Here is an 18,168-nt window from a genome sequence, read left to right as displayed (position 1 = left end):
TTCCCTGTAGCGTGGCCTTCCTTTTCCGCCATTGGCAAATGGTATTTGGCATTCCAGGAAAATCATAGCCTTTTCTTTCTTTTCTTCTAAAGTAACAAACTGATAATAAAGGAAAATAAAGAATCTTTATTATCAGTAAAAATAATTATTATTGACTTATATGTAAGAAACGCCCATGTTCCCTACACACAGGGCATCGCTGTTTCCTTGCAACGTCCCAACCTCACCCGGCCAGCCGGAAAAACAAAAGGAGGCAACCATGTCCAATGATCTGCTTACAAACAACGCCGGAGCCCCGGTAGTTGATAATGAAAATTCCCTTACCGCCGGGCCCCGCGGCCCCATGCTGCTTCAGGATACGTGGTTCCTCGAAAAGCTGGCCCATTTCGACCGTGAAGTCATCCCCGAACGCCGTATGCACGCCAAAGGCTCCGGCGCTTACGGCACGTTTACGGTCACCCACGACATCACCCGCTACACCAAGGCTTCCCTGTTCTCCCGGATCGGCAAGAAAACCGACCTGTTCATGCGCTTCTCCACGGTTGCGGGCGAGCGCGGCGCCGCCGACGCCGAACGCGACATCCGCGGCTTCGCCATCAAATTCTATACGGATCAGGGCAACTGGGATCTCGTGGGCAACAACACGCCCGTCTTCTTCCTCCGCGACCCGCTGAAATTCCCCGACCTGAACCATGTGGTCAAACGCGATCCCCGCACCAACATGCACAGCGCCAAAAACAACTGGGACTTCTGGACGCTCCTGCCCGAAGCGCTGCATCAGGTGACCGTGGTCATGAGCGATCGCGGCATTCCCGCGAGCTACCGCCACATGCACGGGTTCGGCAGCCATACTTTCAGCTTCATCAACGCCGACAACGAACGCTTCTGGGTAAAATTCCACTTCAGGACGCAACAGGGCATCAAGAACCTGACCGACGCCGAAGCCGAAGCCATCATCGCCAAGGATCGCGAAAGCCATCAGCGCGACCTCTATGAGCACATCGAAAAGGGCGATTTCCCGCGCTGGACCCTGTTCGTTCAGGTCATGCCCGAAGCCGACGCCGAAAAACTGCCCTACCATCCCTTTGATCTGACCAAGGTCTGGTATCACAAGGATTGCCCGCTCATCGAAGTGGGTGAGCTCGAACTGAACCGCAACCCTGAAAACTATTTCGCGGAAGTGGAACAGGCCGCGTTCAACCCCGCAAACATCGTTCCCGGCATCAGCTTTTCGCCGGACAAGATGCTGCAGGGGCGCCTCTTTTCCTACGGCGATGCGCAGCGTTACCGCCTTGGCGTAAACCACCACCTCATCCCGGTGAACAGATCCCGCTGCCCGTTCCACAGCTACCACCGCGACGGCCAGATGCGCGTTGACGGCAACTACGGCAGCTACACCAACTACGAGCCCAACAGCAACGGCGCGTGGAAGGATCAGCCTGATTTCTCCGAGCCGCCGCTGAAGCTTTCCGGCGACGCCGACCGCTGGAAGTATCCCTGTGACGACGCCGACTATTACGAACAGCCCGGCAAGCTGTTCCGGGTGATGACGCCCGAACAGCAGGAAGCCCTTTTCGGCAACACCGCCCGCGCCATGGACGGCGTGCCCCGTGAGATCCAGATCCGCCACATCTACAACTGCTCCAAGGCCGATCCCGCTTACGGCAAGGGCGTTGCCGACGCCCTCGGCATCCCTATGAGCGAGGTGAAGCTGTAAGAGAGCGGGGAAGAGAAGCATTGGGGAAGGGAGGGAAAACTTTTCTGAAGAAAAGCTTTTCCCTCCCTTCCCCAAACCCCATCCCTCCCTTTCCAAAGACTTTTGACTTTATCGAATCCCTGTTCACGGTTTTCCTTACGCAGATTCCCTTTAGGATCAGGGAATTTCAACTTTGCTGGACTGCCGTGCGGCAGGGATTTCGTTGTATGGCGGGCAACTCAAAACAGCATGTTTTTGTGTTTGCTCAAAGAAAAATGCCCGAAGAAGCATGATTCTTCGGGCATTTTTTTAAGGCCGTGCCACAGGGAACAATTGTTGCTTTATTTCTTGAAGCTCCAAAGAGATAACGAATGATATGCCTCAGACATGGAACCCGCCAATAGGAAAACTAGAAAAAAGCTGTTCTCCATAGTGTAGAGATGGAAACAAGCGCATCCTATGACAAAATTTTGGGCTATATCATAGAAAACGGTTGATGCTTTCTTGAAGTTCCAAAGGAGTATGCGAGTAAAAGCTCTCAACCTTGGAGCCAGCCAGCGGAAAAATTAGAGAACAAATCTGTATTGTTACCCTGCTGTAGGGCGGAAATGAAATAATCAGATATTATGGCAGAGCCAAATTTTTTAGGCTCTGCCATAATATCTGATTGTTTTATATCTACAATACACTGAACATACTGATTTTTCACATTTTTTCGCTGATAGCTTCATGATTGGGGAATTTTATTGGCTATTCCTTTGGAATTTCAAGAAAGCATCAACCGTTTCCTATGACACAGCCTTTTTCAAAGCCGTTTTCATAGGGAAGGATGCCGATTTTTCCCCTCGCCACGAACAGGGATTCGATAAGGTCGAAAGTCTTGGGAAGGTGAGAGGAGGGGGTCCGGGGGAGGAGAGAGGAAACCTTTCTGTAGAAAGGTTTCCTCTCTCCTCCCCCGGTTTATCACTCCCCGCAAACCTTGTCGGAAACAAGGGCCATAAAACCAAGGGTCTTCCTGAGGCTGTCGAGCTGCGGATCAATGCCGTATCGATGGGCCAGCCACAGGATGTCTGGCATGAAGAGCATCGTCCCTTCGCCGGGAACTTCGGAAATCACGATGCGCAGAGGCAGTTCGAGGGCAACCTCAGGGCGCTCCAGCATCAGATGCGTCCCGACCGCAGGCTTGCCGAAAAAGGCGACGCGGGTTTCGGGCATGAACAACCCGGCGGCGCGCGCGTTGGCGGCGTGATCCACCGTAGCGAACAGCGGAACATTCAAGGCCTTGAGCGTTTCAAGCAAACGGTTCCAAACTATTTCCACACTCCCCACACAGGGCTTGGATACGAGTCCTTCCGTGGTATGCATGACCATTCCTTTTTTTGAAGGTTCGTTGGAGAAGTCCCTTCTCCAAAGGTGGTTTTCCATAAAAACGTCCCGAATGTAACAGGGCGGAGCATCAATGATGCTCCGCCGCCTTCCTTTGCCTTTCGGGAGGTATCCGGCGACGGTCGGGATGCCCTTCGCCGGATGCCGGTTATTCGACAGTCACACTCTTGGCGAGGTTTCTGGGCTGATCCACGTCTTTGCCGAGATAGTCGGCCATTTCATAGCTGAACAACTGCATGGCCGGGAGCGCCAAAAACGCGCTGAACGGGCCCCACGCGGCGGGAATCGTCCACAGGTGCTCCACATGCAGATCCGCCCCCGGATTGGCCAGCGCGATGACCGGCCCTCGGCGGGCCTGCACTTCCACGATATTCGATTTGACCTTTGGAAACAACGCATCATTGAAGGCAAGGGCAAAAGTCGGGAATTCCGGCTCGATCAGGGCGATGGGCCCGTGCTTCATCTCCCCGGAGGCATAGCCCTCCGCGTGGATGTAGGAAATTTCCTTGAGCTTCAAAGCCCCTTCCAGCGCGAGGGGGAAGGCATGTCCGCGCCCCAGATAGAAAAAGCTGCTCGCGGACGCATACAGCGGGGATAACCTCCGTGCCGTTTCCCGCATGGCGGGCAGGGCATCCTCAATCTGCTTCGGCAGGCCGTGCAGCGCGGCAAGGGCCTCATGGCGGGTCTTGGCGTCGAGCAGTCCCTTGCGCTGCCCGTAATAGAGCGCGATGAGAGCCATGATGACCATCTGGCTGCACATGGCTTTGGTAGACGCCACGCTGATTTCCGGCCCGGCCTGCGTATAGAGCACCGCATCCGCCTCACGCGGGATGGACGAGCCCACGACGTTGCACAGCGCGATGGCGATACAGCCTTTTTCCTTGGCAAGCCGGAGCGCCGCAAGCGTATCCGCCGTTTCCCCGGACTGGCTGATCACAAGAACCATGTCGTCAGGTTCTAGAATGACGTTGCGGTACCGGAACTCGGACGCGATTTCCGGGACGACCGGCATACGCGCCCAGTCCTCAAGCAGGTGTTGCCCCCACATGCCCGCATGGTATGAGGTTCCGCAGGCGATGATCCGCAGGCGGGAGGGGATGGGAAGCCCATCAAGCTCCGGCAGCACGACCATGCCCTTCTCTTCGTCCACCCTCCCGGCAAGGCAATCCGAGATGACCTTGGGCTGTTCAAAGATTTCCTTGAGCATAAAGTGCTTGAAGCCGCCCTTCCGTGCGGCCTGCATGTCCCACTGGACGGTCTGCACTTCCTTATGGACGGGCTCAAGCGTATCGAGGGAGAGCACCTGCCATGTGGCGTCCGTGATGCGGACGATTTCACCGTCCTCCAGAAAAACGACGTCGCGCGTATAGGGCAGGAAAGCCGGGATATCCGAAGCAATGAAATGTTCGCCCACGCCCACGCCGAGGATCAGGGGGGCGGACATGCGCGCGGAAAGGATGGTGCCCGGTTCGTCGGGGCAAATGACCGCCACGGCATACGCGCCGTGGGCCTGGCGCAGGGCCCAGGCAAAGGCTTCAAGCAGTGTGGGGTTGTGCTTGCGCCCTTCCGCGATGAGATGGGCCAAGACTTCCGTATCGGTTTCGGATTTGAAGACATACCCCTTGGCAAGCAGGTTTTCCTTCAACTCCTGAAAGTTCTCGATGATGCCGTTGTGGATGACGGCAAGTTCGTTATCGCCGCCGATATGGGGATGGGCATTACGTTCGGCGGGCACGCCGTGCGTGGCCCAGCGCGTATGACCGATGCCGTTCATGGCGACCGTGTTGGGATAATGGGCGAGCTTTTCTTCCAGAGCCGCCAGCTTGCCCTCGGCCTTGATGACCTTAAGCTCCTTGCCCTGAATGAAACCGACCCCAGCGGAATCGTACCCGCGGTATTCAAGGCGCCGCAAGCCTTCGATAATGACCGGAACAGCCGGACGATGCCCGGCATAACCAATAATTCCGCACATGCAGTGTTGCTCCTTCCGTTCACGGGAATGCAGTCGGGGCTCCATACGCCGCCGAGAGCAGTCGTTTCTTTTTGCAGCCTGTTTTCAGGCAAGGTTCCAGTGTGATAGAAAAAGGGCACGTTGTAAATATGTCCCAATCCCCCTTGAAAATCATCCAACTAGGCTATTATTAAGATGATTTTCATTGATGCCCCACAGATTCGCCGTATATTCCACTACACGGGCGGAAAAGTCCCTGCCAGGCCGCCTGTTTCAGCGTTTTTACTCATTTCAGGAGGATACCATGAATACCATGTTGAAGACCGCCATCTTTGCCGCCGCCCTCCTCATGCTCGGCGGCTGCGCTACCAAGGCCCTTACCCCCGAAGAGCAAGCCTTCCAGAACGCGCAGAACTCTTGTACCGAACAGACCAACTCCATGATCGGCGGGAGCCGCTATTCATGGGGGAATGAACTTTCGTGGAGCAACTATTTTGAATGGTGTATGCAGGGCAAGGGCTACACCAAGGATCAGTTAAAGACCATCTGGTATTAAGCTCCCATAGGTTCAGAAAAAGCGACGGCAGCCGCGGCGGATGGCTTCGCTGCGGCTGCCGTCGCCTTGTCCCTTCCTTTTAGGCCGTGTCGTTAACTAGATACAATATATTGAAATTATTAAATTATTTTTAATTCACAAAAGTATTTTTAATAATTTCAAATTATTATATGTAACTAGCGACACAAACCTAAAATAAATACAGCACCGCAGGGGATGGAGGCTTTCACGTTTTCAATGAAAGCTACATTTTAACTCTATGAAATTCAAAAATGAATTTTTTAAAAAATCATCGAAAAGGTGAATATCTCAGTGGATGGCTTCCCCGTGGCTGCCGCCGTGTTTGGGCAAGCAAAAAATGGGCTGTCTCCACTGTGAAGTAGAAATGAGACGACCACATTCCATGACGGAGCCTTTGGGAAAAGGAAAGACTGCAAAGGGGCGTTTCCCCTCGCTACGACTCCAACATATAAAAAAAGGCTCTGTTATAGTTTATGGTTGTTTCATCTCCACAGTGCGATGAAAATACAGCCTTTTTCTCCGGTTTTCCCCTTGGCGGGAGCCACGGCCAAGGCATTTTGCCGGTTATCCCTTTGGAGCTTCAAGGAAAAAAGCATCAACCATTTTCTATAACATAGCATAAAAAATGTATTTTTCATACAGTAGAGCTAAAACAACGCATCCCATGACGGAGCCTATAAAAAAGGCTCCCGGAATCTTCCGGGAACCTTTTTTCATAACAGGAACTCCTGCCGTATAACCTCCCCACCAGTCAAAGTTTTTGCGGGTGGGGGCCCGGGGGAGGGAGCTTTTTACAAAAAGCTCCCTCCCCCGGTTCTCAAACCCATCGCCCTACTTGCTGCGATGGGCGGCGATTTCTTCAAGATATTCGGGGCGCACATCAAAGCCGAATTCAATGGCTTTGTCGGCGTATTCGGCGGCCTTGTCGTAGTCGCCCTTTTCAAACCACGCGAGGGACAGGTTGTTCCACGCGGGAGCGAAACCGGGCTGCTTTTCAATGGCCTTTTCGCTGATTTTGATGCTCTCGTCGTACTGGCCGTTCATGTAATAGGCGGCGCCGAGAGTCGCCATCGCCTGAATGAATTCGGCGTCCCATTTCAGGGCCTTTTGCAGGGCGCTGATGGCCTTTTCGGGCTCGCCGCGCTGCAAATGCACGAAGCCGATATTACTCCACGGCACGGGGAACTTGGCACGGCAGTTGGCCGCCTCCTCGTTGTAGCGCAGACAGCCTTCGAGATCGCCACGTTGCAGGCAGATGCCGCCAAGCTGCACATAGGCTTCGGCAAGATGGGACGAATTGCGGACTGCGGCGAGAAACGATTCTTCCGCCGCCACAAAGTCGCCCTTGCTGAGCAAGGCTACGCCAAGATTATAATGGTGATTGGCGCAAGCGTCGTTCTGGCTGAGCGCGGCCCGCAGGTCGGCGATGTACTCGTCAAGATTCTCGTACCGGTCCTTCATCGATCAGTCCCTCTTTCTTCAGGAGTTTATAATACCATACGCAAAACTCGTAGATGCCGAGGTAGCGTTCATCCCTGTTCACAATCCCGAGCGCGCAGTCAAGGGCGCCTTTGTTGAAGTCATTGCCCTCGGTGCGTTCGCCGAGCGAATGCATGAACCCTCGGAAAAGCTGCTGCGTGGTGCGCTTGCTCGGATCGACGCGGATATCCATCGGGTCGTTGGGCTTCTGGAAGGGATCCCATTCATCGTAGCCGATGCGGTCGATGAACTTCCTCCGGCGGGGATTCATGCGCTCGTAAATTTCGCGCTTGAGCAGTTCCTGCTCCTCGGTCAGCTCCTGCTTGGTGCTGTCTCGAAACATGGTGGCGGAAATCATCAAGACTCCTTGGGTGCCGGGCCTATCCCCAAATAAGCGTCGTCGTAGTTGGTGAGAAGCGCCATTGATACGGGCACGAAAACCTCATGCAGCTCCTTGAACCGGGACTTCACGCGATCCCGGATTTCCACGCTGAGGCGATCCAGCCGTTCCTGAATCTTGTCCAGATGGACGGTCGGATAATTGATTCCGGCAGCGAAATTGGACTTGCCGCATACGTGCCCCTTGCCGCCGATCGCCGTGGGGATGCCGTAGAGACGACAGGTGATGGGGCGGTAGTCATAAAGCACGCACTGATCGTTCGAGTCGAGGAGCGGGCAGCGGACGCGGGCCTTGGCAGCCTCTTCCATGATGTGCCCCATGGCTTCCTCAGATCCTTTGGCATCGCGCAGCTCGCGGAAATAGTCGCGCTTCATGCGGGTCAGCTTGCGATCCACACTTCCGGCGTTCTCAAGGATGCGGGAACGCTCAGGGCCGAAGTCGTACTTTTCGATGAACCGCGCGTTCAGGTACATGGCTTCGACAAGCGAAAGGTCAAACAAGGCGTGGCAGCAATCACTGCAACCGGGCTTGCAGGTCACGCAGTCCGGGTGCATCTCGCCGACGCGGGCAAACACCGCGTCGGCTTCAGCAACAAGTGCCTCGTACGCAGTGAACACAGGGGTAAGCTCGGGCATGATGTTGATCATAGGATCTATAATAGGTAAGAGTGTAAAAAAAGGAAGGGGCCTCTTGAAAAAAAGCTCCTTCCTCTCGCACAAGCCGCCGCCCGCAATCACGATTGCGGGCGGCGGCATTTCAATGCTTAGTTTTCTTCAACGTTGATGGCGTCGTGTTCACAGACTTCGACGCAGGATTCACAGCCGAGGCATTCTTCGGCATGGGCCGGGCTGGATTTGCCGTCGGTCATTTCGTACACTTCAACGGGACAGACGTCCACGCATTCGCCACAGCCCACGCACTTGTCAGCATCAACAGTAACATTCCAAGACATTGTCACTTCCTCCAAGTTTTGGATCAAACGATCCTGAGTTTCTCGACCACAGGCACCATCGTGCCGTCATCCTTGCCTTAGCGTCCGAACAGGAGGGTGTCAAGTGTTTTGAGAAGCGGCGGGAAAGCCTTGCAGCCTTTGTTTCCGCGCGCTGCCGAGGCTCTCCCGGCAGCGGCCTTTCTTCCCTCCCGACATCCATCCTGTCCAGACAATAATCATTTTCCCGCAAGTTCCAAGCGGTCAGCGACGGCCTTCGCAGCGGCCCGCGTAAACTCCTCAGCGGAGAGCCGCGCCTTCTCGGAGGCATCAACCACCAAAGAGGGCCGGTTGGCAAGGCCCGCGTCAGGCGTGACGCCGTATTCCGGCGGGAACGTGTCGGTAAAATACATATTCTGGAATCCAGCAAACTTGAGCGCGTGCGCCGTCGAGTCGAGCACAGCCTTTTCGTCGGCGGCCACCCTGCCCTCTTCGCGTGCCTTGAGCAGGCCGGCAAGACATTCGCCGCCCTGCGTGCATACAATATGCCCGTGCCGGTTGGCGATAATGGTCGCGTCCATGATGGCCTGTTCGGTCACTTGAACCACGCCGAATTCGCCGCCCTCAGCTTCGTAGGCGTCAACGAGCGCCTTCACGCGGGGGAAGGACACCGGGTTGCCGATCATGGCGGCCTGCGCCACGCTCGGGCGGACGGTCACGGGGCTGTACACGCGCTCGGCCCTGGGCCTGCTGTAGTAGCGCCACACCGGATCGGCGTGTTCGGACTGCACCCCGAACAGGCGCGGCAAATCGGAAATGATGCCAAGGCGACGCATCTTGAGCAGGCCGGACATGACCGCCGTGATGTTCCCGGCGTTGCCCACCGGCACGAACAGGGCCTTGCCCGCCAGATCCCAGTTGAACCACTGGGCGACTTCATAGGCGTAGGATTCCTGCCCAAGGATGCGCCAACTGTTCTTCGAGTTGAGCAGGGCCACGCGGTAGTGTTCCGCCAGATGTTCGACGACCTTCATGCAGTCGTCGAATACGCCGGGCACCTCAAGCACGGTCGCGCCGGAGCCGAGGGGCTGGGAAAGCTGCTGAGGCGTCACCTTGCCCTGCGGCAGCAGCACGGCGGTCTTGATGGGATGCCCCACATACGCGCCGTACAAAGCCGCGGCAGCCGACGTATCCCCGGTAGAGGCGCAGATGGTCAGCACCTCATCCCATCCGTGCCTGCGTACAAGCGCACGCAGATAGCTGTACGCGCAGGCCATGCCGCGATCCTTAAAGGAAGCGCTCGGATTCTGGCCGTCGTTCTTGAACGCGAACGAGGCGTTCAGCTTCTTCTGGAGTTCGGGAGCGCCGTCCACGACAGGGGTGTTCCCTTCGCCTAGGTACAGGATGTCTTCCTGCTCCAGCACGGGGGCCATCAGCTCATAAAACCGGAACACGCCGCGCAGGGCCGTGTTGCGGGTGGCGGCCCGGCTGTCGAACAGGCTGCGCCAGTATGCGCCGCCGTGTTCCTTCAGCCTGTCGAAGGTCGTGTCTTCAAGCAGGAATACGCCGCCGCAGTCCGGGCACGTATACAGCAATTCATCAATGGGGTGACGGGCCCCACAGCCGAGGCACACGTATTCCATCTGTGCCCGGTAGGTCGGAAACTGATCGGACATGGTCGCTCCGTATTGAGGTACGCCTCCGGCGGCAAAGGGCTACCGCCCCTTGCCCCTATTTTAGGGGAATCGCTCCGCATACGATCCTTCTAAGGCCCGCAAGCCCGCCCAACGGTACGGCTTCGCCGCCCCCTTTGGGCCGAATTCCCCCAAAACGCCCCAGTGCCGCCGAAAGCGCAAAAGGCTTTGCCTTCCCCCGGCGGCTCTGTGGGATTCGGAGATTATGTTCTTTTTTCTGAGGTCGTAAGGAAAAATACAACGGGAGGCAAGCCTTTGTTTCCCCGGCCTCCCATCTTCCCGCCCCCTAAAAAATACGCCCCCCTTTTCCTCAAGGCTCCGCCACAGCCAACAACTGCCCGTCCCTCCCTTCAAATTCCAAAGGCTGTGTCCCAGAAAATGGTTGATGCTTTTTTCCTTGAAATTCCAAAGGAATAGCCAGAAAAACGCCTCAGTTATGGATTCAGCCAAGGGGAAAACTGGAGAAAAAGGCTGTCTTTTCACCGTGCTGTGGAGATGAAACAACCACACGCTATGACAGAGCCATTCCAAAAGGATGGCCAACAAGCTGCTCAGCCATGCCATCCGCCAACAAAAAACACATAAAAATGTCATTTCAATATATTATAAAAAAACCCGTACCATAGAACATGGTTGACGCTTTTTCCCTTGGCTGTGCCATAGGAAACGGTTGATGCTTTATTTCTTGAAATTCCAAAGGAGTAACCAATAAAATGCCCCAATCATGGAGCCCATCAGCGGGAAAACTGGAGAAAAAGGCTATATTTTCAGTATAATATGAAATAAAACAGCCAGATACTCTGACAGAACCTTTCCCTTAAAGCCCAAAGGAATAACCAGCCAAATGCCTTAGCCATAGATTCCGCCAATGGGAAAATGGAAAAAAAGCTATATATTCACTGCACTGTAGAGACGAAACAACCACATACTCAGAACCTAAAAATAATCACATCCCATAGCAGAACCTTTCCCAAAAGGGGAACCGCACCCCGCCTTTTCCAAAAGCTCTTTTATAGGATGTGGTCGTTTCATCACCGTAGTGCGGTGGAAAATACAGCCTTTTTTCCAGTTTTCCCTTTGGCGGGGTTCACGCCCAAGGCATTTTGAGGGTTATCCTTTGGAGCTTCAAGGAAAAAAGCATCAACCGTTTTCTATGACACAGCCTATAGAAAACGGTTGATGCTTTATTTCCTTGAAATTCCAAAGAAACAACCAATAAAATCCCCCAACCACAGAGCCAACCAGCGGAAAATTTAGAGAAAAAGCATATATTTTCAGTATATTGCTAAAAAAAACAACCATGTACTCTGACAGAGCCTTTCTATAGCACAGCCTTTCCAAAACCTGCCGTACCCCTCTTTTCAGCCTACACGAAATCCCTGTGAACAGGGATTCGATAACGCCGAAAGTCTTTGAAGGGGATGGGGTGGGGTTTGGGGAGGGGAAGGGGGAACTTTCTTCAGAAAGTTCCCCCTTCCCCTCCCCAATGCCTCTCCCCACTCAACTATGCTAAAACACTATCGCCAGCTTCGCTTCAAGCTTCCAGCGCTCGCCGAGGGAGGCGGCGGTGGGGTAATCGACGTTCTCGATGCGGGCCACGGCATCATAATTCTGATAGAGGCTGAACTGGGCGCTCACGCCGAGCGAGGCGTTGTATTCGGGCAGCTTCAAGGTCACGGACGGCCCGGCAAACCATGTCGTGCTGGCGTCGTCTTTGGAACGCCCGTAGCGCCGCGAATCCGTGTTGTATTCAAACTGCGTCTCGACGCCCATGTCCCAGTGTTGGGAGAGCGCATAGACGTAACGCCCGTTCAGGCGGAATACGTCGCTGACGTCTACGCGGGACGTGTGCCCTACCCCGCGATACAAATACATAACCTCGCCTTCGACGAACTGCCGCCCGCCGTCAAAGGCGTGCCCCACGCCAAGGCCCGCCATCGCGCCCCAAGCGCCTGTGCCCACGCCGTCGTCGGACGTGCTGCCCGTGGGCGTCCAGACGCCGAGATCCCACGCCACATCGACGGGGAAACCTTCCCGCTGGCTCAAAAACTGCTTGTGCAGGACAAACGTGGTGTCGCCAATGCCGTTCTTGCTGCTGACGCTGTTGGGCGTGAGGGTGCTGTGGGCACGGAAATTGTTCATGACAATGGGCATGGCGAAACGCACGTCGTAACCGTCGCCGAGCCCGTAGCGCATCTTGAGGACGAACCGGTCATGCAGGTTCCGCTGCGTCCCTTTGTTGTCGGGATGCTTGGCCGAATGCCGCGAGCCATTCTTATACCATGTATGCTTGTCGGCGTGGATGTAGTTGACGATAGTTGCCAGCTTGCCCTTAGGGATTGTACCGGACGCGGGCCCCATGCTCTCAATGACGACCTGCCCGACTCGCGGGGCCGGCTGTTTCGTTTCGTCAGCCAGCGCGGGAACACCCAACAACGACAGGCCGAGCAATGCCCCTACAACGCCCAAATACTTCATGCGCCAATCTCCTCTTGTTTTATACAGTGAAAACATAACGGCGGATGAGGGCCATGCAAGCCTACCCCGCATGACCGCAACATCCTGCAACTTCACAGCAAGAGAGCCCCTTTTTTCGGGATAACCGAAACAAGGGGCCCTCTTTTTAGGCTGTTTTTATACCGTCAGGCCTTTTTTTACAAGGCTTCTTCGCTTCCCGCATCCGCGTCGGAGTTGACCGTGTCGAAGCCGACCACGCGCGCGCCGTCGTCCAGCTTCACCAGACGCACGCCGATGGTGGCGCGGCCTACGGAACGGATTTCATCCACGCCCATGCGGATGATCTTATTGGTGGAAGTCAGCAGCACAAGCGCCTCGTCGTCAAGCACCGACTTGGCGCCGATGACCGGGCCCGTCTTCGGCGTGACCTTGAAGTTGATGATACCCTTCCCGCCGCGGCTCTGCACACGGTAGAGATCCACATTGGTACGCTTGCCGAAGCCGAGCGCGGAGATGGTCATGATCGCCGGGCTGTCTTCCTTGAGCACAAGGCAAGCCACCACCGTATCGCCGTGGCGCAGGGCAATGCCCTTTACGCCGCTGGCCCCGCGCCCCATGTTGCGGACGTCGCGACAACTGAACCGGATGGCGATGCCGTCGGCGGTCGCCAGCACCACGAAATCGTCGTCCGTGATCTCGCGCACCATGATGAGCTCGTCGTCCTCACGCAGGCCAACGGCGATAAGCCCACCCTTGCGGCTCCGGGCGTAGAGCGCGGCGCTGGAACGCTTCACCATGCCCCGGCGGGTGGCGAAGAGGAACGACTTGTCCTCGGCGAACTCACGCACGGTCAGGATGGTGTTGACCCACTCGTCCTTTTCCATAGGCACGAGGTTGGCGATATGCACGCCCTTGGCCGTCCGGCTGCCTTCCGGCACCTGATGAACCTTGAGCTGGTGCATGCGGCCCTTGTTGGTGAACATCAACAAGAACTGGTGGTTCGTCGTGGTGATGAACTCCTGCACGAAATCGTCTTCGCCGGTATGCACCCCGGCAACGCCCTTGCCGCCACGACGCTGCTGCTGGTAGATGCCGAGGCTCGTGCGCTTGATGTAGCCGCGGCGCGACAGGGTAATGACCACGTCGTCGTCGGGCAGCAGATCCTCAATGTCGATGTTTGAAAGCGCCTCGCGGATGACTTCCGTACGGCGGGGCGTGGAATACGTCTGCTTGATGTATTCCACTTCATCGCGGATGACGCCCCAAAGCACGGAGGCGTCGCCGAGGATGGACTGATACCACGCGATTTTCGAGAGCAGCTCCCTCTGTTCCTCTTCAATCTTGCCGCGCTCAAGCCCGGTCAGGCGTTGCAGCCGCATGTCAAGGATGGCCTGCGCCTGCACTTCGGACAGCCCAAAGCGCTGCATGAGGCGTTCCTTGGCCTCCGGCGGCGTCGCCGAAGAGCGGATCAGGGACACAACCTCATCAATATGATCGAGCGCCTTGAGGAGGCCCTCCAAGATATGGGCACGGGCTTCGGCCTTGCGCAGTTCAAACTTGGTGCGCCGAACCACCACCTCACGGCGATGATCGAGGAAGTAGGCCAACGCGGTCTTGAGGTTCAGCAGCACGGGCCGGTTGTCCACCACCGCCAGCATGTTGATGCCGAACGAGGTTTCCAGCGGCGTATACTTGTACAGCGAATTGATGACGATCTCAGGCATGGTGCCGCGCTTCAGCTCGATGACCACGCGGATGCCCCGGCGGTCGGACTCGTCGCGCAGGTCGGACACGCCGTCGATCTTGCGGTCGTTGATCAGCGCCGCGATCTTTTCCACGAGGCTCGACTTGTTCAAACCAAACGGGATCTCCCGGATGATCAGGGACTGGAAGCCCTTCTTGCGCTCCTCAATCTCAACCTTGCCGCGTACCTTTACGGTTCCGCGCCCAGTGGTATAGGCGTCGTACAGCCCTTGGCCCGCGTAGACGTAGCCGCCCGTGGGGAAGTCCGGCCCCTGCACGGCATCCATCAGATCCTCGACGGAACTTTCCGGGTCGTCGATGAGCATGAGCAGGGCATCCGACAGCTCGCTCAAATTATGCGGCGGGATGTTCGTCGCCATGCCGACGGCGATGCCTGACGAACCGTTCAGCAACAAGTTGGGGACCTTCGTGGGCAGCACCACGGGCTCGGCCAGCGTGTTGTCGTAGTTGGGCCGGAAATCGACGGTTTCCTTGTCGATGTCATTGAGAAATTCGCTCGCCAAGCGGGACATGCGGACTTCGGTGTAACGCATGGCGGCGGCGGCGTCGCCGTCGATGGAGCCGAAGTTGCCCTGCCCGTCTTCCAGCGGATCGCGCATGGAGAAATCCTGCGCCAGACGGACGAGGGCGTAGTACACGGCGGAGTCGCCGTGCGGGTGGTACTTACCGATGACGTCGCCGACGATGCGCGCGCACTTCTTCGGAGGACGGTTGTAGCTGTTCGCCAGCTCCTGCTGCGCGAACAGGATGCGCCGGTGTACCGGTTTCAGGCCGTCGCGGACATCCGGGATGGCCCGCCCGATGATGACGCTGAGCGAGTACTCCAAGTACGATTTGCGCATTTCATGTTCAATATTCACATTCTGAGACATAGTATCCTCGAAGGCAGCGCCTCCGGCGGCCGGGGGGAATGATTCCCCCCGGACCCCCCCAAGGCGGCGGGCGCAACGGCTACGCCGTTCCGTCCGCCGCCCCGGACGCGTCGGAACAGGCCGTTTCCGGCATCGTTCCGCCACCCAAGTACCTGCTTGTCAAATATGCACGAGGGATGAAACCATCCCCTATCGCCGCCCTGCCCGCTCCCCAAAAACAAAAGTCTTAGGAGGGAGAGAGGAGGGGGCCTGGGGGAGGAGGGAGGGAAGCCCTTCTTCAGAAGGGTTCCCTCCCTCCTCCCCCAGTTTCACTAAATATCCAAATCCCGCACGGTGAGGGCGTTGCGCTCGATGAACTCGCGGCGCGGCTCCACGCGATCGCCCATGAGCTGCTCGAACGTGTCGCTGGCGGCTTCGGCGTCCTCGACGGTCACGCGCAGCAAGGTGCGGTTCTCAGGGTTCATGGTCGTTACCCAGAGCTGTTCGGGGTTCATTTCACCGAGGCCCTTGTAACGCTGGATGTTGATCCCCTTCCGTGCTTCCTCAAGCGTCATGGCGTGCAGCTCGAAAATGTCGGCCGCCGCGTACTCCTGCTCCTTATTGCGAAGCGTGAAGCTGAGGCCGCCGCACTTCTGCCGGATGGCGTCGAGGGCTTCCCATGAGTTGAGGTACATCTTGGAAATGAAGAACTCGACGGATACCCGCGTGCGGTGGCCGTTGGCGTTCTCAATGAGCGCGAAGACGCGGTCGCCGTCCTCGTGCGGTTCCGTCTCCGTCGTCAGTTCGTAGCCACGCTCCTTGAGGAAGTCGTAACAGCGCGTCCCTGACGTGAGGCAGTCCGGGGTGACGCGATCCTCCACATCCACAAGGGCAAGGAAAAGCTCCCGGCCGATGCCCGCCAACTCCGCGTCGCGCACACGGTGGGAAATGTTTTCGATCTGCCCCATGAGGGCCTTGATCTCTTCCCCACGGAAGATCGTGCCGTTGGGGGCCTCCACTTCCATGTCGTCGCTCACGCGCTGCATCAGGAAGGCGTTCAGCTCGTAGTCGTCCTTGATGAACTTCTCCATCTTGCTGTTGTGGGCCCGGTACAGCGGCGGCTGCGCGATGTACAGGTAGCCGCGGTCGATGAGCCCCGCGTAGTTGCGGAAGAAGAAGGTCAGGAGGAGCGTGCGGATGTGCGCGCCGTCCACATCGGCGTCGGTCATGATGACGATCTTGTGGTAGCGCAGCTTGTCGTAATCGGTATCCTCCTCGCCGATGCCCGCGCCCATCGCGGTGATGAGCGCCTTGACTTCCTTGTTGGCGAGCATCTTGTCGAAGCGGGTGCGTTCCGTATTCAGGATCTTGCCGCGCAGGGGCAGGATGGCCTGCGTGTTCGGGTTGCGGCCCTGCTTTGCCGAACCGCCTGCGGAGTCGCCTTCCACGATGAACAGTTCGGAATCCGCAGGATCCTTGCTCTGGCAGTCGGCCAGCTTGCCGGGCAGCGCGTTGTCCGACAGGGCACCCTTGCGGCGGACAAGCTCCTTGGCACGGCGGGCCGCATCGCGGGCGCGGGAGGCGTCCACGGCCTTGTCGATGATCAGCCGGGCTTCTTTGGGGTTCTCCTGAAAATAGGTGTCGAGCCTGCCGTACACCACGCCGCTCACGATGCCCGCAACCTCGCTGTTGCCGAGCTTGGTCTTGGTCTGGCCTTCAAACTGCGGCTGCGGGAGCTTCACGCTGAGCACGGCGGTCAGCCCTTCGCGGACGTCGTCGCCGGAAAGGGTCTGCCCCTTCATCTTCTTAACCAGATCGGGCTGGCCCTTGACGTAGTTGTTGATGGCGCGGGTCAGCGCGGTCTTGAACCCGGCAAGGTGCGTACCGCCTTCCTTCGTGCGAATGTTGTTCGCAAAGGTGTACATATTTTCCTTGTAGCCCGCGTTGTACTGGATGGCGAACTCCACGGAAACGCCGTCGGCCACGCCTTCCCCATCGACGATGGCGTGAATGCCCACTTCGCCGGAGTTCAGATCCTTCACGAACTGGTGGATGCCGCCCTCCGCATGGAACAGATGGACTTCGCTGGTGCGCTCGTCGCGGCACTCGATCTGAAGCCCCTTGTTCAGATAGGCCAGCTCCTCAAAACGCTTCTTGAGGGTGTCGTAGGAGAACTCCGTGGTCTCGAAGATGGTTTCGTCGGGCTTGAAGCGGACGGTCGTACCGTGGCTGTCGGACTCGCCGATGTACTGAAGCTCCTCCTGCGGCACGCCCCGGCTGTACACCTGTTTCCAGCGCTTCCCGTCCCGGCGCACGGTCACCTCAAGGCGCTCGGAAAGCGCGTTGACGCAGGAGACGCCCACGCCGTGCAGACCGCCGGACACCTTGTAGGCGGCGTTGTCGAACTTGCCGCCCGCATGGAGCTTGGTCATGACCACCTGAACGGCAGGGACCTTTTCCTTGGGGTGGATGTCCACGGGGATGCCGCGCCCGTTGTCACGAACCGTGACGCTGTTGTCCATGTGAAGCACAACTTCAATGCGCGTGCAGTAGCCCGCCATCGCTTCGTCGATGGAGTTGTCCACCACTTCGTACACGAGGTGGTGCAAACCACGGTAATCCGTGCTGCCGATGTACATGGCCGGGCGTTTCCGCACGGCCTGGAGGCCCTCAAGAATAGTGATTGAATCAGCTGTATAAGCGTTCGCGTTGGCTGTCATAGGCTCGTGAATCCATATGTTGGTTGTGGCGCCTCCGGCGGCAAAGGGCCGCCGCAGACGATCCGCAAACGCGGCCTTCCATGAGGCCGCGCCCTCCGGCCTTTACCCGGGAAAAGCCCCCGGGCCCTTCAGAGGCCGCCTCATGCCGCATACATTCCCAGGCACGCGGCATGAGGCGGCTCCTGAAGATGCCCCCCTTCAAAGCCGAACGCTCCAAAACGGGGACAAAGGTTGTGACTAGAAAGAAACAATACCATAGACGGAA

General features: G+C 57.2%; 12 protein-coding genes. 2 read left to right on the top strand and 10 right to left on the bottom strand.

Translation table 11 applies throughout. From position 1 onward, the window contains the following. Positions 1-259 precede the first annotated feature (259 nt). Complete coding sequence (locus tag AC6I1V_RS09510; RefSeq protein ID WP_302554539.1) at positions 260-1,717, top strand: catalase; 1,458 nt, start codon at positions 260-262, stop codon at positions 1,715-1,717. A gap of 942 nt (positions 1,718-2,659) precedes the next feature. On the opposite strand, the gene AC6I1V_RS09505 is transcribed toward AC6I1V_RS09510, so the two are convergent. Together AC6I1V_RS09505 and glmS are read right to left on the bottom strand one after the other, a co-directional pair. Further along, the gene (locus AC6I1V_RS09505) at positions 2,660-3,061 is read right to left on the bottom strand and encodes a DUF302 domain-containing protein (RefSeq protein ID WP_302554729.1); all 402 of its coding nucleotides are present in this window, start codon (positions 3,059-3,061) and stop codon (positions 2,660-2,662) included. A gap of 169 nt (positions 3,062-3,230) precedes the next feature. Continuing rightward, complete coding sequence (gene glmS, locus AC6I1V_RS09500) at positions 3,231-5,054, bottom strand: glutamine--fructose-6-phosphate transaminase (isomerizing) (protein WP_302554730.1); 1,824 nt, start codon at positions 5,052-5,054, stop codon at positions 3,231-3,233. Between the two features lie 283 nt (positions 5,055-5,337). Between glmS and AC6I1V_RS09495 the strand changes: the two genes are divergently transcribed. Further along, positions 5,338-5,589 (top strand): hypothetical protein, encoded by a 252-nt coding sequence (locus AC6I1V_RS09495; protein ID WP_302554731.1) that lies wholly within the window; start codon positions 5,338-5,340, stop codon positions 5,587-5,589. Positions 5,590-6,441: 852 nt separating this feature from the next. On the opposite strand, the gene AC6I1V_RS09490 is transcribed toward AC6I1V_RS09495, so the two are convergent. From AC6I1V_RS09490 to gyrB, 8 genes are all read right to left on the bottom strand, one after another. Then, complete coding sequence (locus AC6I1V_RS09490; RefSeq protein ID WP_302553263.1) at positions 6,442-7,071, bottom strand: tetratricopeptide repeat protein; 630 nt, start codon at positions 7,069-7,071, stop codon at positions 6,442-6,444. Next, positions 7,046-7,447: a hypothetical protein gene (locus tag AC6I1V_RS09485; protein WP_302553262.1), complete on the bottom strand. Its 402-nt coding sequence runs from the start codon at positions 7,445-7,447 to the stop codon at positions 7,046-7,048. Before AC6I1V_RS09485 ends, AC6I1V_RS09490 begins: the two co-directional genes overlap by 26 nt. Then, positions 7,447-8,136, bottom strand: a complete 690-nt coding sequence (locus AC6I1V_RS09480; protein ID WP_486853401.1) for a YkgJ family cysteine cluster protein — start codon at positions 8,134-8,136, stop codon at positions 7,447-7,449. Before AC6I1V_RS09480 ends, AC6I1V_RS09485 begins: the two co-directional genes overlap by 1 nt. A gap of 116 nt (positions 8,137-8,252) precedes the next feature. Then, on the bottom strand, positions 8,253-8,441 hold the full coding sequence (locus tag AC6I1V_RS09475) for a ferredoxin (protein WP_005028128.1): 189 nt from the start codon (positions 8,439-8,441) through the stop codon (positions 8,253-8,255). Between the two features lie 215 nt (positions 8,442-8,656). Next, on the bottom strand, positions 8,657-10,093 hold the full coding sequence (gene thrC, locus AC6I1V_RS09470) for a threonine synthase (RefSeq protein ID WP_486853402.1): 1,437 nt from the start codon (positions 10,091-10,093) through the stop codon (positions 8,657-8,659). 1,527 nt (positions 10,094-11,620) lie between these two features. Beyond that, the gene (locus AC6I1V_RS09465) at positions 11,621-12,589 is read right to left on the bottom strand and encodes a transporter (RefSeq protein WP_486853403.1); all 969 of its coding nucleotides are present in this window, start codon (positions 12,587-12,589) and stop codon (positions 11,621-11,623) included. Between the two features lie 176 nt (positions 12,590-12,765). Continuing rightward, positions 12,766-15,204, bottom strand: coding sequence for a DNA gyrase subunit A (gene gyrA, locus AC6I1V_RS09460; RefSeq protein WP_497736972.1), 2,439 nt, complete (start codon positions 15,202-15,204; stop codon positions 12,766-12,768). 311 nt (positions 15,205-15,515) lie between these two features. Next, on the bottom strand, positions 15,516-17,903 hold the full coding sequence (gyrB, locus tag AC6I1V_RS09455; protein ID WP_308770807.1) for a DNA topoisomerase (ATP-hydrolyzing) subunit B: 2,388 nt from the start codon (positions 17,901-17,903) through the stop codon (positions 15,516-15,518). Positions 17,904-18,168 lie beyond the last annotated feature (265 nt).

The organism is Bilophila sp. T19-St14, assembly GCF_059728385.1.
This window is presented reverse-complemented; position numbering and strand designations above follow the sequence as displayed.

Coding starts and splice junctions, on each gene's coding strand:
- AC6I1V_RS09485 (WP_302553262.1), bottom strand. CDS start 7,447: ATGATTTCCGCCACCATGTTTCGAGACAGCACCAAGCAGGAGCTGACC.
- thrC (WP_486853402.1), bottom strand. CDS start 10,093: ATGTCCGATCAGTTTCCGACCTACCGGGCACAGATGGAATACGTGTGC.
- AC6I1V_RS09510 (WP_302554539.1), top strand. CDS start 260: ATGTCCAATGATCTGCTTACAAACAACGCCGGAGCCCCGGTAGTTGAT.
- AC6I1V_RS09505 (WP_302554729.1), bottom strand. CDS start 3,061: ATGCATACCACGGAAGGACTCGTATCCAAGCCCTGTGTGGGGAGTGTG.
- gyrB (WP_308770807.1), bottom strand. CDS start 17,903: ATGACAGCCAACGCGAACGCTTATACAGCTGATTCAATCACTATTCTT.
- AC6I1V_RS09480 (WP_486853401.1), bottom strand. CDS start 8,136: ATGATCAACATCATGCCCGAGCTTACCCCTGTGTTCACTGCGTACGAG.
- AC6I1V_RS09490 (WP_302553263.1), bottom strand. CDS start 7,071: ATGAAGGACCGGTACGAGAATCTTGACGAGTACATCGCCGACCTGCGG.
- AC6I1V_RS09475 (WP_005028128.1), bottom strand. CDS start 8,441: ATGTCTTGGAATGTTACTGTTGATGCTGACAAGTGCGTGGGCTGTGGC.
- AC6I1V_RS09465 (WP_486853403.1), bottom strand. CDS start 12,589: ATGAAGTATTTGGGCGTTGTAGGGGCATTGCTCGGCCTGTCGTTGTTG.
- AC6I1V_RS09495 (WP_302554731.1), top strand. CDS start 5,338: ATGAATACCATGTTGAAGACCGCCATCTTTGCCGCCGCCCTCCTCATG.
- gyrA (WP_497736972.1), bottom strand. CDS start 15,204: ATGTCTCAGAATGTGAATATTGAACATGAAATGCGCAAATCGTACTTG.
- glmS (WP_302554730.1), bottom strand. CDS start 5,054: ATGTGCGGAATTATTGGTTATGCCGGGCATCGTCCGGCTGTTCCGGTC.